The organism is Colwellia sp. MB02u-14, from assembly GCF_014076915.1.
Classification (GTDB): Bacteria; Pseudomonadota; Gammaproteobacteria; order Enterobacterales; family Alteromonadaceae; genus Colwellia_A.
Genome location: NZ_JACGUX010000080.1, coordinates 1 through 15,230, shown reverse-complemented (window position 1 = coordinate 15,230; position 15,230 = coordinate 1). Strand labels below are relative to the sequence as shown.

General features: G+C 37.1%; 13 protein-coding genes. 9 read left to right on the top strand and 4 right to left on the bottom strand.

Annotated features, from left to right (window positions below):
- The first annotated feature begins 12 nt into the window (after positions 1-12).
- Genes arsC through H4J52_RS13120 form a run of 3 tightly spaced genes read left to right on the top strand, consistent with a single transcriptional unit; the run spans position 13 to position 2,711 of the window.
- On the top strand, positions 13-351 hold the full coding sequence (arsC, locus tag H4J52_RS13130) for an arsenate reductase (glutaredoxin) (RefSeq protein WP_182181413.1): 339 nt from the start codon (positions 13-15) through the stop codon (positions 349-351).
- 54 nt (positions 352-405) lie between these two features.
- Positions 406-804: a DUF2069 domain-containing protein gene (locus tag H4J52_RS13125; RefSeq protein WP_182181414.1), complete on the top strand. Its 399-nt coding sequence runs from the start codon at positions 406-408 to the stop codon at positions 802-804.
- 53 nt (positions 805-857) lie between these two features.
- Positions 858-2,711, top strand: a complete 1,854-nt coding sequence (locus H4J52_RS13120) for a hypothetical protein (protein WP_182181415.1) — start codon at positions 858-860, stop codon at positions 2,709-2,711.
- Here H4J52_RS13120 and hda read toward each other — a convergent pair.
- Both hda and H4J52_RS13110 read right to left on the bottom strand, forming a co-directional pair.
- On the bottom strand, positions 2,703-3,419 hold the full coding sequence (hda, locus tag H4J52_RS13115; RefSeq protein WP_182181416.1) for a DnaA regulatory inactivator Hda: 717 nt from the start codon (positions 3,417-3,419) through the stop codon (positions 2,703-2,705). The genes H4J52_RS13120 and hda overlap by 9 nt on opposite strands.
- Positions 3,419-4,591: a DUF2066 domain-containing protein gene (locus H4J52_RS13110; protein WP_182181417.1), complete on the bottom strand. Its 1,173-nt coding sequence runs from the start codon at positions 4,589-4,591 to the stop codon at positions 3,419-3,421. Before H4J52_RS13110 ends, hda begins: the two co-directional genes overlap by 1 nt.
- A 159-nt stretch (positions 4,592-4,750) precedes the next feature.
- Here H4J52_RS13110 and purM point away from each other — a divergent pair, with 159 nt between their 5' ends.
- Genes purM through H4J52_RS13095 form a run of 3 tightly spaced genes read left to right on the top strand, consistent with a single transcriptional unit; the run spans position 4,751 to position 7,248 of the window.
- On the top strand, positions 4,751-5,797 hold the full coding sequence (purM, locus tag H4J52_RS13105) for a phosphoribosylformylglycinamidine cyclo-ligase (RefSeq protein WP_182181418.1): 1,047 nt from the start codon (positions 4,751-4,753) through the stop codon (positions 5,795-5,797).
- Between the two features lie 4 nt (positions 5,798-5,801).
- Positions 5,802-6,473: a phosphoribosylglycinamide formyltransferase gene (gene purN, locus H4J52_RS13100; protein WP_182181419.1), complete on the top strand. Its 672-nt coding sequence runs from the start codon at positions 5,802-5,804 to the stop codon at positions 6,471-6,473.
- A 34-nt stretch (positions 6,474-6,507) separates the two neighbouring features.
- Positions 6,508-7,248, top strand: a complete 741-nt coding sequence (locus tag H4J52_RS13095; RefSeq protein ID WP_182224901.1) for a DUF3108 domain-containing protein — start codon at positions 6,508-6,510, stop codon at positions 7,246-7,248.
- Here H4J52_RS13095 and H4J52_RS13090 read toward each other — a convergent pair.
- Positions 7,226-8,044, bottom strand: a complete 819-nt coding sequence (locus H4J52_RS13090) for a class II glutamine amidotransferase (protein ID WP_182181421.1) — start codon at positions 8,042-8,044, stop codon at positions 7,226-7,228. The genes H4J52_RS13095 and H4J52_RS13090 overlap by 23 nt on opposite strands.
- Before the next feature lie 157 nt (positions 8,045-8,201).
- On the opposite strand from H4J52_RS13090, the gene fadE reads away from it, so the two are divergent.
- The 3 genes from fadE to H4J52_RS13075 all read left to right on the top strand — a co-directional run bounded on the left by fadE (position 8,202) and on the right by H4J52_RS13075 (position 13,040).
- Positions 8,202-10,631 (top strand): acyl-CoA dehydrogenase FadE, encoded by a 2,430-nt coding sequence (gene fadE, locus H4J52_RS13085; RefSeq protein ID WP_182223811.1) that lies wholly within the window; start codon positions 8,202-8,204, stop codon positions 10,629-10,631.
- Positions 10,632-10,884: 253 nt separating this feature from the next.
- Positions 10,885-11,547, top strand: a complete 663-nt coding sequence (locus tag H4J52_RS13080; RefSeq protein ID WP_182223812.1) for a TetR/AcrR family transcriptional regulator — start codon at positions 10,885-10,887, stop codon at positions 11,545-11,547.
- Between the two features lie 125 nt (positions 11,548-11,672).
- A complete protein-coding gene (locus tag H4J52_RS13075) occupies positions 11,673-13,040 on the top strand; it encodes an aldehyde dehydrogenase family protein (protein WP_182181424.1) in 1,368 nt (455 codons plus the stop codon).
- Positions 13,041-13,199: 159 nt separating this feature from the next.
- Here H4J52_RS13075 and H4J52_RS13070 read toward each other — a convergent pair whose 3' ends face one another.
- A complete protein-coding gene (locus tag H4J52_RS13070) occupies positions 13,200-15,020 on the bottom strand; it encodes an acyl-CoA dehydrogenase C-terminal domain-containing protein (RefSeq protein WP_182181425.1) in 1,821 nt (606 codons plus the stop codon).
- Positions 15,021-15,230: the final 210 nt, after the last annotated feature.

Below are 15,230 nucleotides of genomic sequence, written 5' to 3'. Positions count from 1 at the left end.
TGAGATTAAAACATGTTAACGATTTATCACAACCCTCGTTGTTCAAAAAGCCGTCAAACATTGACGTTGATTGAAGAAAATAATCAAGAAGTTTGTATTGTAGAATATTTAAAAAACCCCCTAGATGAATCTACCATCAGATTACTTTTATCACGTTTAAATGTTTCACCTATCGAGATGATGCGCACTAAAGATAATGCGTTTAAAGAACAGAACCTAGCGGGTGCTTCGGATGAACAGCTAATAACAGCAATGATGAATTCGCCTAAACTTATTGAACGTCCAATTGTGACTACGCAAACGAAAGCAATCATTGGTCGTCCTCCTGAAAACGTAATCACACTCTTTTAATTTTACTCTCTTTAATATTTTGGCGATAAATGTCTCGTCAATAGGATAACTTTCATGAATAAAACACAGCGATTCTCAACACCAACCCTAAAAAAAATCACCTTAAGTGGATATTTTTCTTTATTATTTTTTATGCCTCTTTGGCTGCTTTATTTAAACCCTTCACAAGGCTTGTCACCCATATTAAGTTTATGCCTATTTACCGTGCCACTTTTATTTCCATTAAAGGGGCTACTTGCTGGCAACCCATATACTTATGCTTGGTCAAGTTTTGTTGTTATGATTTATTTTTTACACAGCTTGACAACGTTATGGGTGTCTCCAGAAGACGTAGTATGGGCGTCATTAGAGCTGATATTTGCAACGACTATGTTTATTGGTGGGAGTTATTACGCTAAATATAGAGGTCAGGAACTAGGTTTGAGCATAAGAAAAGAAAAAGAAAAAACGTAACTCATCTGAGGGAACGCTATTGAAAAAATAGCGTTTCTATTTAAGGATTAACAGTGAAAAAAATTCTCTCTATTGCAATATTACTCTCTCTTTTATTTGCTTGTAACAATAATAGTGAATCAACTAAAATTGTTACAACGGATAATGAGGTGAAAATAGATCAAGCAGTAGAATTGGTTGTTTTTGCGCCGACAAGTGATATTACGAATATTATTTGGACGCAAACAGCTGGCGAGCCCGTTACTTTTTTAGCCTTCACAAGCAAGGTTATCGCTTTTACTCCTATCGTTGCAGGAGCATATAGCTTTAATGTTTCATTTGAACTTGCTGATGGTAGCAAAGAAAATCTGACTCATTCTATTACGGTATTCAGTGAACAAAGCCAAATTTCTGCTCGTTTAGGACATGCCACTCTAGAAGGCAGTAAAGTTTCATTAAGGGCTTCAATAACAAGCGAACTTTCAGTAAACACTTTAGTTTGGCAGCAAACCTCTGGACCAGAGGTTAATTTTACGGCCAAAAAAACCAATGGTGATTATGCTGTATTCTTTAATGCGCCAGAGGTCACTAAAGATACCTTATTAGAATTTACCGTGACTTCTGGAGCTTATAGCGACAAAGTAGCTATTCTTGTTGAAAAAGCAGACCTAATAGATACCGAATCAAAAGATACCGCTTATACCGAGCGTTTAGCCCATGTATTCCCGTTCGTTAAAAACTCTTCTTATGCCGATGTACTTGTTGACTGTGTTTATAGCAACAAAATAAATTTTAATAAAACCTGCTCGTTTGATACCCTACCTTTAATTGCCCACGATACAACCACACCGACAATTGACGACATAATGGATCGAGTAGTCGTTTCTCATTATTGGATGGGAGAAAGATTTAAGGCATTTCTTGAAAGTTTTGATCCAAACAATGATTTCAAAAACTTACTCAGAGCCAATACCGCCATTGTTATTTCTTATGATATCAGACCTTCATATTACTGGGTGGTGAGTGGCGCTATTCACTTAGATGCTAACTATTTTTGGTTAACACCCGACGAACGAGACACAATAAATCAGGCACCAGATTATAGAGCATCATTTGGTCGTGATCTCAATTTTGCAATGCCATGGCGTTATGTAAAAAACAACAATTACACTACAAATTATTTTTCTGAGAATGTCCGAACGACTCGAGAACCAGAGGATGTTTTATATAGTTTAACCGCTTTAATGTACCATGAACTTGCTCATGCAAATGACTTTTTCCCCAGTAGTGTTTGGTCAAGTTTAAACAGAAATGAACCGATTTTATCTGTGGCACAACGCATATCTGACAATACTGGATTTAAATCAGATCAACTTAAAAGTACACTACCATTGTTCGGTGATGAAATGTTAGCTTTAGCGCAAGTACGCTTTCATGGTGTGGACGCCACGGATACCCAAAAATCTTATCAGCCTAATGATGTCAGCACATTCTTTAGTCGCGAAAGTGCCCCGCAATTTTATAACTACTCAAGTATTCGTGAAGATTACGCCATGCTTTTTGACGGTTTTATGATGCAAACTCGTTTTGGTATTAGCCGAGATGTAGCCATAACAAACGCCCCAAAAAACACAACTGAACGTTATATCGTAAACTGGGGACAACGTGGACGCATTGGTGAAGAAAACATTAAACCTCGCGTATTATTTGCCGTAAGTCATATTTTACCTGAAGTAGCTGATGTACAAAGCCTAGTGGGTAATTTACCTGACCCTATCATGATGAATATGGGAGAAAGTTGGGATGATAATCTAACCATTAGCCCATTTACAAAAGAGCTGTCAGCACTGAAAAAAGTTTCAGCTCAGAAAACAGAAAGACGCTTTATTCAACATGAGTTTTATGAAAAACCCAGCCCTTTAAAATAAGATAGCTTTAATGAATGGAATAGTGATTTTACGCTGTTCTCTTATTGAAGCTTCGTCAAGCTCCCCTAGGGCTAAGATCAAGTGACTCATTTCACGTGATAAGTGACTAAGTAAATACTTAGCAACTTCATCTGTTAATAATAAACCGCGTTGCTGCGCCCTAAACTTTAACGCGATTAATTTTTCTTCGTCATCGAGGGGCTTTATTTGCTCTGTCATTCCCCATGACAATCGCGAAACGAGGTCCGCTAAACCTAGCTTCAATTGTGACACACTCTGGTCACCCGTAATGATTAAACGCTTGTTCTGCTCGATAACGCGATTAAACAAATCAAAAACTGCCCGTTGCCAAAGTTTATCACCTGCAATTAATTGCACATCGTCGAGGCAAATTAGATCGATATTTTCTAACCCGTCTAACACTTCAACTGACAACTGTTTTAATTCAGAAAACGATAAACAAAACGATGACAACCCCAATTTTTCAGCAAAAGTACAACTGGCATGTAACAAGTGTGATTTACCTACTCCAGACATGCCAAATAAATAAAAACTATTAACATGCGCTGATTCAACAACGTGGTTGCCAGCTTTGATAAATGACTTTAACTGTTCAGTTGCAGAGTAATTAGCAATACTTTGAAAACTTGAAAAGGTTTCATCATCGGGCAGTTGAACGGACAAGGTTAATTGAGAAGTGACTTTCACTATGGTTTCCAATAAAAAACAGGTATCGCATCAATCACTTTTTCTGCAAGTGGGTCAACAAAACGATCTAATTGCTTATTCAGTTTTAATGAAGCAATAAATGCTTGCCCTGAACTCTTTAATGCTAATTCAAAACGACGATTTTCACCTGAAGCATTGAGTAACTTAACTGACTTAACAGATGATAATTGTTCAAGGAATCGTTCAACTTCAATGAAAGTTTGCAATGATGAAATATTGGCAACATCAATAATATAATTATGATCAACATCACTATTTAGAGCGTATTTTTGATAAATTTTATCACTAATAAGCGAAAGTGCTTTTTGTAATAATTCATCAGGGGAATTGCCATAGCTAATATCACCAAAGATTTGTGCACCAATTTGATCACGATTGTAACCCTGGGCATCGGCAATAAAACTCCAATCTAATGCATATTGCTGTGTCTCTTTGGGGCACAGTAGACAATCGTCAACTTGCCCAAAATTGTCTTTTTTTGGCAATAAACTACTGTTTGATAAACGAATAATAATAATAGATTCTGGATTATAACGTTGTGAGCCTGCTTGGACTTGTGCGGCAAAGCGCCCCCACACATCAAAAGTTGAAATATTATTGACATCCGTTAAATCCATTAACGGCATTAAAATAGGTAGGCCTCTAAGTGTAGAAAATTGTTCGACTGTTATAGGTAAATTGTAAGTTATTGGTGAAGCGGTATTCTCAGAAAAAGATGAATGCGTTGCATTAGATATGGTCGTTCGCTGCAAACCATTCTCTTCCACGAGCCATAATAAGATTTGAGGCCGTAAACTTCCCCATATTGGTGCACTTGCTTGTTCAAACAGCTGATTAATTTTACTTTCATCAAAGGTAACTAAAAGTTCAGTCTTATCGGCGTTACGTTGATAACGATATTTAACAACATATCGATTGTAATTTCTCAGGCCTTCTTTTATGGCTGAGTTTGATAATAATGCTTGTTGACCACCAACTTTTAGCACAACAGCACCCATTGCTAGTTTCAATGCACGCTTCTGCTCTGAGTTGGTTTGTGAGCTTACTATAACCTTTGCGTTGTATAAGTTTTTAACTTCGACAGCCGGAGCCTGCACTGAAGCAAAGAAAAGACTTAAAGCAACAACTAATACAATGAAATATCTAAACATATTATTTAAGTTGACCATTTTTATATGTAAGATCTTATCATAGTGTTAATCAATTTAAATACTAATAAAAAATAATTTATTATAAAGATTTTCACCACGCCATTGCGCTGGTAGAATGCGCCATTAAAGTTCTTATGCTAATTAATTGAGGTTTCCCCCGTGAGCGAACAAAAACAGTCTCTAAGCTATAAAGATGCTGGCGTTGATATAGATGCAGGTAACGCCCTAGTAGAAAACATTAAAGGTGCGGTAAAACGTACAACTCGTCCTGAAGTGATGAGTGGTTTAGGTGGTTTTGGATCTGTATGCCGAATACCAACTGGTTATAAAGAACCTGTAATGGTTGCGGGAACAGATGGTGTAGGTACAAAATTACGCTTGGCTATTGATTTAAAGAAACATGACACGGTTGGTATCGATTTAGTGGCTATGTGTGTAAATGATCTCATTGTTCAAGGTGCTGAGCCTTTATTCTTCTTAGATTATTATGCAACAGACAAGCTTGATGTTGATGTTGCGTCAGCAGTTGTTGCTGGCATTGCTGATGGCTGTGTTTTATCAAACTGTGCTTTGGTTGGTGGTGAAACAGCTGAAATGCCAGGTATGTATCACAAAGGTGATTACGACATTGCCGGTTTTTGTGTGGGTATCGCTGAAAAGTCACGTTTAATTGATGGCACAAAAGTAGCTTCAGGCGACCAATTAATTGCTTTAGCCTCTTCTGGTGCACATTCAAATGGTTTCTCATTAATTCGTAAAGTATTAGAAGTAAACAAAACAGATACAAATGAGTTACTAAATGGTAAATCAATTGGTGACCATTTGATTGAACCAACCAAGATTTATGTGAAATCTGTTTTAGAATTGCATAAAGAAGTTGATATACATGCTTTATCACATATTACAGGTGGTGGCTTTTGGGAGAATATTCCGCGTGTACTTCCAGAAAGTGCACAAGCTATTATTGACGGTAACAGCTGGCAGTGGCCTGAAATTTTCAATTGGCTACAAGAGAAAGGTAATATTACGACGCACGAAATGTACCGTACCTTCAACTGTGGTGTTGGTATGATTATCGTAGTTCCTGCAGATGATCTTGCAAAAAGTATTGAAATTTTATCCGCTCATGGTGAAAACGCATGGCACATTGGCGAAATTGCTGATATGCAAACTGGCGCTGAACAAGTAGTGATCAATAAAGGTTAATTTTATGCCATCAAAGAACATACAAGCCAGCAATTTATCAAGTAATATTGTTGTGCTAATTTCTGGTGGCGGCACAAATTTACAGGCGATTATAGACGCCTGTAAATCTGCTGATTACCCAGGAAAAGTTGTTGGGGTTATTTCAAATAAAGCAGATGCTTATGGCTTAACTCGCGCTGAAAATTCAGGCATAGACCATTGTGTGCTTTCTCATAAAGACTTTGACAGTAGAGAAATTTACGACCAATCATTAATCAAGAAAATTGATTTATATCAGGCTGACATTGTTGTTTTAGCTGGTTTTATGAGAATATTAACACCACAGTTTGTACAGCATTACCAGGGTAAGTTAATCAACATCCACCCATCTTTATTACCTAAATACCAAGGTTTACATACGCACCAACGTGCCATTGATGCCGGAGATAATGAGCATGGTGTTAGTGTGCATTATGTTACAGAAGAACTCGATGGTGGTCCCGTAATATTACAAGCAAAAGTACCAATTTTTGAAGGTGATACCGCTGATGACCTGGCACTTAGAGTTCACGAACAAGAACATAGAATTTATCCTTTAGTGGTAAAATGGTGTTGTAATCAGCGCATTTCTATGCACAATGACACTGTACTTTTTGAAGGTAATGCACTGCCTGCTTCTGGTTATGCGAGTGATTAAATAAAATATTAAATGATGAGTTATAGGTAAATAAATGCTGAATAAATTATGTGGTATTGCTCTAGTATTAGTTGCTGGAAGCAGTTTAGTTTTCGCAAACGATACAACTAATATAAATACAGAACAATATGTTATTCAGCCTTTTACTGCCAAATATAACCTTATACGCTCAGCTGATATTGTTGGCTCCGCTTCGAGAACACTAGAATATATATCGCCACAACAAGCTAAATACAGCTATAAAACAGATATTGAGTGGTTAATATTTTCAGATAACCGTCAAGAAGTCTCCTTAGTAAATATAGACCTTCATAAAGTCACTCCTGTGCAATATGACTTTCAACGAGAAGGTACAGGGCCTGATAAAAACTACGTTTGGCAATACAACATTGCTGACAGCCTCGCTATAAACCTAAAAGAAAATACAAAGCTATCTGTTGATTTCCCTAGTAATATTCAAGACAAACTCAGTTATCACTTACAAAACCGCTTAAACTTAATTCAACATCCCGAACAAAAACTTTTTGTTTATCCCGTGATCAACCATTCAGGGAAAATAAAGAATTATGTTTATCAGTACGATGGCGAAGATGAATTAATGCTTCCCTTTGGTATGGTAAAAGCCATACGATTGAAAAGGGAAGTCATTGAAAAGAAAAAAGTGACTTACGCATGGTTCGCTCCAGAACTAAATTACTTGCTGGTTAAAATACAACAAATAAAATCTGATGTTGAACAATTTGATGCACAACTTACTTCCCTTGAAGTGCATTAACTTCAGTACTCAATAGCTCTTGTCCTGAAGCAATAGACTCACCTAAACAAAATAAATGCCATTGACCTTTTGTCATCTTGTGCCATGTTTCATTATTGGTTAATGGTTGCGTAGCAATAACACTGACAACATCACTTTCTGTAGTTTCTTCTGTGAAATTAATGACCACTTCTGCATCAATTAAGCTCGCTTTACCAAAAGGAGCTCTTCGAGTTATCCAATGTAAGTGATTGGCACAATAAGCAAATAGATACTCGCCATTCGTAATATTGACATTAAAAACACCCAGTATATTTATTCTCACACTTAGCTGAGCAATATACTGAAACAATTCCACTGCAGGTGGTTCTTGAACAGCAAATTTGAAATGAAGTTGATCTAAAATCCAACAAAAAGCGTGTTCGCTGTCAGTTGCGCCAACAGGGATATGCAACTTAACAGGAAGTTCCTCTTTAACATTTTTTAACTGGCCATTATGCGCATAAGTCCAATGTTTCCCCCACATTTGACGAGTAAATGGATGCGTATTCTCCAAGGAAATCCCCCCTGAGTTAGCTTGACGAATATGACAAATAACCGCTTCACTTTTTATCGGGTAGTTTGTTACTAATTGAGCAATAGGCGATTGCGCACTTGGTAATGGATCTTTAAAACTACGGCAACCTTTCCCTTCATAGAAAGTAATTCCCCAGCCATCTTTATGGGGCCCTGTGTTACCACCACGCTGCATTAACCCGCTAAAGCTAAAACAAATATCAGTGGGTACGTTCGCACTCATGGCCAATAGTTCACACATAAATTAATTTCCGAATAGATAATTGCGGTTATTATCCTATAAATAAGGGAACAACGATAAATATATTTGTAATTTATCGAACATAGATTTAAGCTAAAATAATGGTCAGACCTCTTTATTTTTATCGTGAGGTTTTTATTTCAAAAAAGGAAAATTAATGGAACAATTTACTTGGTTCATTTATGCCATTATCTTAACGGGTTTTATGGCATACACCCGTGCTGCGCTCTCAACGTTTACTTTAAGTTTTGCAGCATTAATGGCGCTTGGCACTATATTTGACGCACTGTCATTTTTCAGTTGGATAATATTTGCACTTATTGCCCTTCCCCTCAATATCTCTGACTTTAGAAAGCAGTATATTAGTCAGCCTCTGCTCAAAATGTTTAGATCTATTATGCCGCAAATGTCTAAAACGGAGCAAGAAGCCATAGATGCTGGTACCACTTGGTTTGAGGCCGAACTGTTTCGTGGCAATCCTGATTGGAAAAAACTTCATAATTATGAAACACCACGGTTAAGTGTTGAAGAGCAAAGTTTTTTAAATGGTCCGGTAGAAGAAATTTGTAAAATGACTAATGATTGGCAAACTACCCATGTAGATGCTGATTTATCACCTGAAGTTTGGCAGTTTTTAAAAGATAATAAGTTCTTTGCGATGATTATCAAAAAGAAATATGGTGGTTTAGAATTCTGTGCCTATGCACAATCTCGAGTTTTACAAAAACTATCAGGTGTCAGTGCCGTTTTAGCAAGTACTGTTGGGGTACCTAACTCTTTAGGCCCTGGTGAATTATTGCAACTATACGGAACAAAAGAACAACAAGACTACTACCTTCCTCGTTTAGCGGTTGGTGATGAAATTCCTTGTTTTGCACTGACAAGTCCAGAAGCAGGTTCAGATGCTGGTGCAATACCAGATGAAGGTATTGTCTGTCACGGTGAGTTTGAAGGTAAAGAAGTACTTGGTATGAGATTAACTTGGGACAAACGCTATATAACGTTAGCTCCTATTGCTACGGTACTTGGCTTAGCTTTTAAGCTTAAAGACCCTGGTAATTTACTTGGCGATACGGTCGACTTAGGTATTACTTGTGCATTGATCCCGACAGACCTTGACGGTATTATTTGTGGTCGTCGACATTTCCCATTAAATATCCCTTTTCAAAATGGTCCTACTCAAGGTAACGGTGTCTTTGTCCCACTTGACTTTATTATCGGTGGCGCTGAAATGGCAGGTCAAGGCTGGCGTATGTTGATGGAGTGCTTATCTGTTGGTCGTGCTATTACATTACCGTCTAATAGTGCAGGCGGGATCAAGTCAATAGCACTTGCTACAGGTGCTTACAGTCGCATTCGTCGTCAATTTAAATTACCGATTGGTAAAATGGAGGGCATTGAAGAACCCCTTGCTCGAATTGGTGGTAATGCTTATTTAATGGATGCAGTAACAACCATGTCTACGGGGGCGATCGATTTAGGTGAGAAGCCTTCTGTTATCTCTGCAATCGCCAAATACCATTTAACAGAAAAAATGCGCGTTTGTGTTAATGATGCAATGGACATTCATGGGGGTAAAGGTATTTGCATGGGTGAAGGCAATTATCTTGCTCGCGGTTATCAAGGTGCGCCAATTGCAATAACCGTTGAAGGTGCAAATATTTTAACACGTAGCTTAATTATTTATGGCCAAGGAGCTATCCGTTGTCACCCTTACGTATTAGCTGAATTAGAAGCAGCAAATCAAACAGATGATGAAATAGCACTAAAAGAATTTGATCATGCCTTATTTGGCCATATCGGCTTCGCCATTAGCAATGTGGTCCGCAGTATATGGTTTTCAATCACGGGTGCACGGTTACTGAGAACACCTTTTAGTGATCAAACTTCTCGTTACTATCAACTCCTTACTCGCTTTAGTAGTAACTTAGCGATGTTATCAGACATCTCAATGCTGACATTAGGTGGAGACTTAAAACGAAAAGAAAGAATTTCAGCACGTTTAGGTGATGTTCTCAGCCATTTATACTTGTCGTCAGCAAGCTTAAAGCGTTATAACGACGAAGGCCGTCAGCAAGAAGACTTACCTTTACTACAATGGGCTGTTGAAGATAGCTTATATGAAACACAACAAGCTATTGATGCGTTAATCAGTAATTTCCCCAGTAAAATAGTCGCTACTTTCCTTAGAGCGATGATTTTCCCAATAGGGACTTGGTTAAATAAACCCTCTGATATAACCGACCACAAAGTTGCACAAATATTACAAACCCCCTGTAAAGCGCGTGAGCGTTTAGGACAAGGTCAATATTTAACTCGAGAACCAGAAAATGTTTTAGGGCAGCTTGAGCAAACGTTAGAAGACATTATTGCGTGTGAGCCTGTCTTTAAAAAGGTTTGTCAGGCTATAGGCGTTGATCTACCTTTTTACAAACTTAATGAAGTTGCCCAAAAAGGCTTAGACGCTAATGCAATTAATAAAGTAGAAGCAGCGTTATTATGCAAAGCTGAATTAGGTAGAAAAGCAGCTATTGATGTTGATGATTTTGATTCAAAAGAGCTTAGAGCAAAGACATTGAGTCTTTAAGTTATGATCAGGGGTTAACCTTGATGTGACCATAATGGCCTAAATGTAGGTAATCATTATTTTTATACCGTATAAATGAGCCCAATTTTCTATTGGGCCTTTTTTATTAATACCCCCTACTATTTATTTTTTACTTTTATTCTCCCTATTGATAACACCCATATTACGATATTCTTCGTTAGTAGATTGAATTTTCCCTAAAAATAAGTTAAATTTATGTTAATTAGAATTATACGACTTAAATAATATGTTTTTGACTAAGGAAAGCCCCACAGTAAAACGACGGAGTAAAGGTGAGCAAACTCGTTTACTAATATTACAATCAGCAACTGAAGTGTTAGCAAAAAATGGCATAAAAGGCACTACACATCGTGCTATTGCTAACAATGCAAATATTCAACTCTCACTTACAACCTATTATTTTAAAGATATACAAGAATTAGTTCATCAAGCATTTACACTGTGTTCTTCACAAATAACAGCGAAAACAAGTTTAGCTTGGCAGCCCGCTATTGATTTATTATCGGGTATAAATAAAACAACTTTACGTAAATTAAGTGAAAAAGAAAATTTACGTGAAAAACTTTCAGAGATGATCACTCAACAATTAGTAAAAAGTATTATTAACTCTCCCGTAGAACTTACCGTACAACAATTACTATTCTCTGAAGTCCAAGTTAGCCCACAATTACATGCCTTAGCTGAAATGCATCGAGAAACATTACTCGCACAATTTATTCGTTTATGTGAATTTTTTAATGTGCGCGATGCTCAAATTGATGCTGATATTATGCTAACGGTCTTCACACAGCTTCAATATCGCAACGTCGCCATACCATCGGAAACATTAGCATTTCAAAACATTCATGCGACGGTAACCCGGGTTATTGGCAATATAATGAACTTGAAAGGCTAAGCAATTTTTCACTTAGCGAGAAACTCTTTGATTAGCTTTGTACAAAGGTAGATATTGATGTAAATTAGTTTTATCTGGTCGTACCAATAAAACTATAAGACCCATTATCAACATTAAGGTTACCCATGGCTTACAATGCAATTATCACGAAACATCATCAGTATTTTGATACAAATATCACTCGGGATATTTCATGGCGTAAACAACAATTACAAGCAATAAAAAAACTTGTTATTGAAAATGAAGACGAACTATTAAAAGCGTTGCAAGAGGATCTGGCAAAACCAACACTCGAAGCATGGATCACTGAAATATCGTATGTAACGAGTGATGTTGATCATGTCTGCAAGCACCTCAATAGTTGGGCAAAGCCCACACGTGTTAGTACTCCTATAGTTACACAACCTGGCAAGTCTTTTATTAAACCAGAGCCACAAGGTACAGTATTAATTATTGGCGCATGGAATTATCCACTTCAATTAGTACTTGCTCCTTTAATTGCCGTTATTGCTGCTGGTAATTGTGCCGTGCTCAAACCATCAGAACTTGCTCCTGCGATGTCCGCACTTATCAGCAAGCTCGTTCCTCAATATTTGGACAATAAAGCAGTCAGTGTGGTTGAAGGAGGGGTAACAGAAACAACCGAGCTACTCACCTTACCTTTCGATCACATTATGTATACCGGTAATGGTCAAGTGGCTCGTATTGTGATGGCCGCAGCAGCAAAAAACTTAACCCCTGTAACATTAGAGCTTGGCGGAAAAAGCCCCGTTTATGTCGACGAAAGTGCCGATTTAAAAATAACAGCACAGCGCATAGCTTGGGGTAAATGGATGAATGCAGGACAAACCTGTATTGCTCCTGATTATTTATTAGTAAAAGAAAGTCTGCTTGAACCGTTAACACTTGCCTTAAAAGAACAAATAATATCAATGTTTGGTGAAAACCCTAAAACCAGCAAAAGTTATGGCCGCATTATTAATCAACGTCATTGCCAGCGTATTGCTTCTTACTTCACTGATGGCGAAGTAATTGCGGGTGGTGAAAGCGACATTGAAAGTTGCTATATTGCACCAACTATCATTATTAACCCCTCTTTAGATAGTCCTTTAATGACAGAAGAGATATTTGGCGCTATTTTACCTATCGTCACTATTGCAGATTTTGATGAAGCAAAATCATTTGTTAAACAAAGAGAAAAACCACTTTCTGCTTATATTTTCAGCCGTAACAATGTTCAAATAGCGCAATGGATAAATGAAATAAGTTCAGGTAGTCAGTGTATTAATGATGTTATTATGTTCAATGCAGTACCTGACTTACCCTTTGGTGGTACTGGCCCTAGCGGCATAGGACAATACAGTGGTAAAGCAGGGTTTGATAACTTTAGTCATTTAAAATCGGTGCTAAAAAGACCGTTTCTAAAAGATTTACCAGTACGTTTTGCCCCTTATTCCCAATGGAAACTTAAATTTTTGCGTTTTATCCGATAAAGATCCATCTTAATATTTCCTCGGAGAATGATGTTGCCAAAAAATTGATAAATTTTTATTGCTAGCCTAGGAGATATTTATATTTCATCCAAAAGATAAAAACCTTTTACAGAATACTGTAAAAGGTTTTTTATTGACTATATGATCAAAAGCTAAGTTTTACAAAAACGATAATAACTCTTCATCTAATTGCATTAACGTTTTAGGATCAGCCATCATTGTTACAGATAACGATTTAGTTCTTGGTAACATACGCTCAAAGTAAAACTCTGCCGTTTTAATTTTTGCACGGTAGAAGTCTCTATTTTCAACATCTGTAGCGAGCTTTTCATAAGCCGCTTGCGCCATTTGAGCCCAGAAGTATGCCATTACAACGTAACCAGAAAACATTAAATAATCAACCGATGCAGAGCCTATCACATCACGGTTTTTCTTTGCCTTAATGGCTAAACTTACGGTGTTTTTCTGCCAGCTAGCCACCGCTTTACTCAATGGCCAAATAAACTTATTCATTTGACGCTTATGAGGATTACTCGAAATCATACTCTTGTCTTTACAAAAGCTTAGAATTTCCATAGTAAAATGTTTTAAATACTTACCACGGTTCAATAATATTTTACGACCAAGTAAATCAAGCGCCTGAATACCCGTTGTTCCTTCATATAAAGTAGAAATACGTGTATCACGAACAATTTGCTCCATGCCCCACTCTTTAATGAAGCCATGACCGCCAAATATTTGTAAACCATGATTAGCACTTTCAGAACCTAATTCTGTTAAAAATGCTTTTAAAATTGGCGTAATAAAACCTAAGCGATTATCTGCTTTTCGGCGTTGCTTATCATCTTTTAACATTTGAATGTCATCAACCAATTTCGCCGTATAATAAATCATTGCACGGCCACCTTCAGTGATCGCTTTTTGCGTCATCAGCATTTTACGAACATCAGGGTGAACAATAATAGGGTCAGCAACTAGTTCAGGGTTCTTAGTACCGGTTAATGAACGCATAGACAAACGTTCTTTTGCGTAAATCAAAGAATTTTGGTACGCAAGTTCAGCGGCACAAATACCTTGTAACGCTGTACCAACACGTGCTGTATTCATAAAGGTAAACATACATAATAAACCTTTATTTTCTTCACCTATGAGAACACCTTTGGCGTTATCAAAGTTTAAGACAGCAGTAGCTGAACCTTTAATACCCATTTTTTCTTCAATTGACCCACAAACAACATTATTACTTTCACCAACATTACCCTGCTCATCAACCTGCATTTTAGGTACGATAAACAATGAGATACCACGAGTACCTTTTGGTGCATTAGGTAATCTTGCTAAAACAATATGAACTATATTTTCAGTTAAGTCGTGTTCACCCGCTGAAATAAATATTTTGGTGCCAGTGATGTTAAACGTACCATCATCGTTTGGCTCAGCTTTGGTTTTTACTTGGCCTAAATCTGTACCACATTGTGGTTCAGTTAAACACATAGTGCCTGTCCAAGTACCTTCGGTAAGTTTAGTTAAATATATTTCTTTCTGTTGTTTTGTACCATGAAGTTGCACGGTATCCATTGCACCATGGCTTAAACCAGGATACATAGCCCACGACCAGTTTGCCGTGCCCATCATCTCTGATTTTACCATGCCTAAAGAAGCAGGAAGGCCTTGTCCGCCATGTTCAATGGGATGAGACAAACTCTGCCATCCACCTTCAACATATTTCTTATAAGCTTCTTTAAAGCCTTTAGGTGTCGTTACTTTACCATTATCAAAAGTACAACCTTCTTTGTCGCCACTTTGATTAATAGGTAACAATTCATTTTCACAGAATTTTGCACACTCTTGGAATATCGCATCAACCAAGTCAGGTGTCGCTTCTTCAAATTCTGGATACTGCTTATAGTGGTCATAATAATTAAAGACATCTTCAAATAAAAATTTCATGTCTGTGAGCGGTGCTTTATAACTGAGCATGTATCTCTCCAATGCTTTTTAAACTATTTATTTAACTTCTTTCGAATATAACAGAAAAACAACTGGTCATACCACTGTTTTTTTACTAATAAAGACTTATATATTAAGAAATAGGGCTTAAGTGTAGAAGATAACGGAATTTATTGAACAAAATAACGTAAGAAAATTAGTTTTGAAGTTTTGAAGTTTTGAAGTTTTGAAGTTTTGAAG

Bases quoted from the DNA above. Each gene is read 5' to 3' on its own strand.
- H4J52_RS13095 (WP_182224901.1), top strand. From the start codon at position 6,508: ATGCTGAATAAATTATGTGGTATTGCTCTAGTATTAGTTGCTGGAAGC.
- H4J52_RS13070 (WP_182181425.1), bottom strand. From the start codon at position 15,020: ATGCTCAGTTATAAAGCACCGCTCACAGACATGAAATTTTTATTTGAA.
- H4J52_RS13090 (WP_182181421.1), bottom strand. From the start codon at position 8,044: ATGTGTGAACTATTGGCCATGAGTGCGAACGTACCCACTGATATTTGT.
- fadE (WP_182223811.1), top strand. From the start codon at position 8,202: ATGGAACAATTTACTTGGTTCATTTATGCCATTATCTTAACGGGTTTT.
- H4J52_RS13075 (WP_182181424.1), top strand. From the start codon at position 11,673: ATGGCTTACAATGCAATTATCACGAAACATCATCAGTATTTTGATACA.
- H4J52_RS13110 (WP_182181417.1), bottom strand. From the start codon at position 4,591: ATGTTTAGATATTTCATTGTATTAGTTGTTGCTTTAAGTCTTTTCTTT.
- H4J52_RS13125 (WP_182181414.1), top strand. From the start codon at position 406: ATGAATAAAACACAGCGATTCTCAACACCAACCCTAAAAAAAATCACC.
- arsC (WP_182181413.1), top strand. From the start codon at position 13: ATGTTAACGATTTATCACAACCCTCGTTGTTCAAAAAGCCGTCAAACA.
- purN (WP_182181419.1), top strand. From the start codon at position 5,802: ATGCCATCAAAGAACATACAAGCCAGCAATTTATCAAGTAATATTGTT.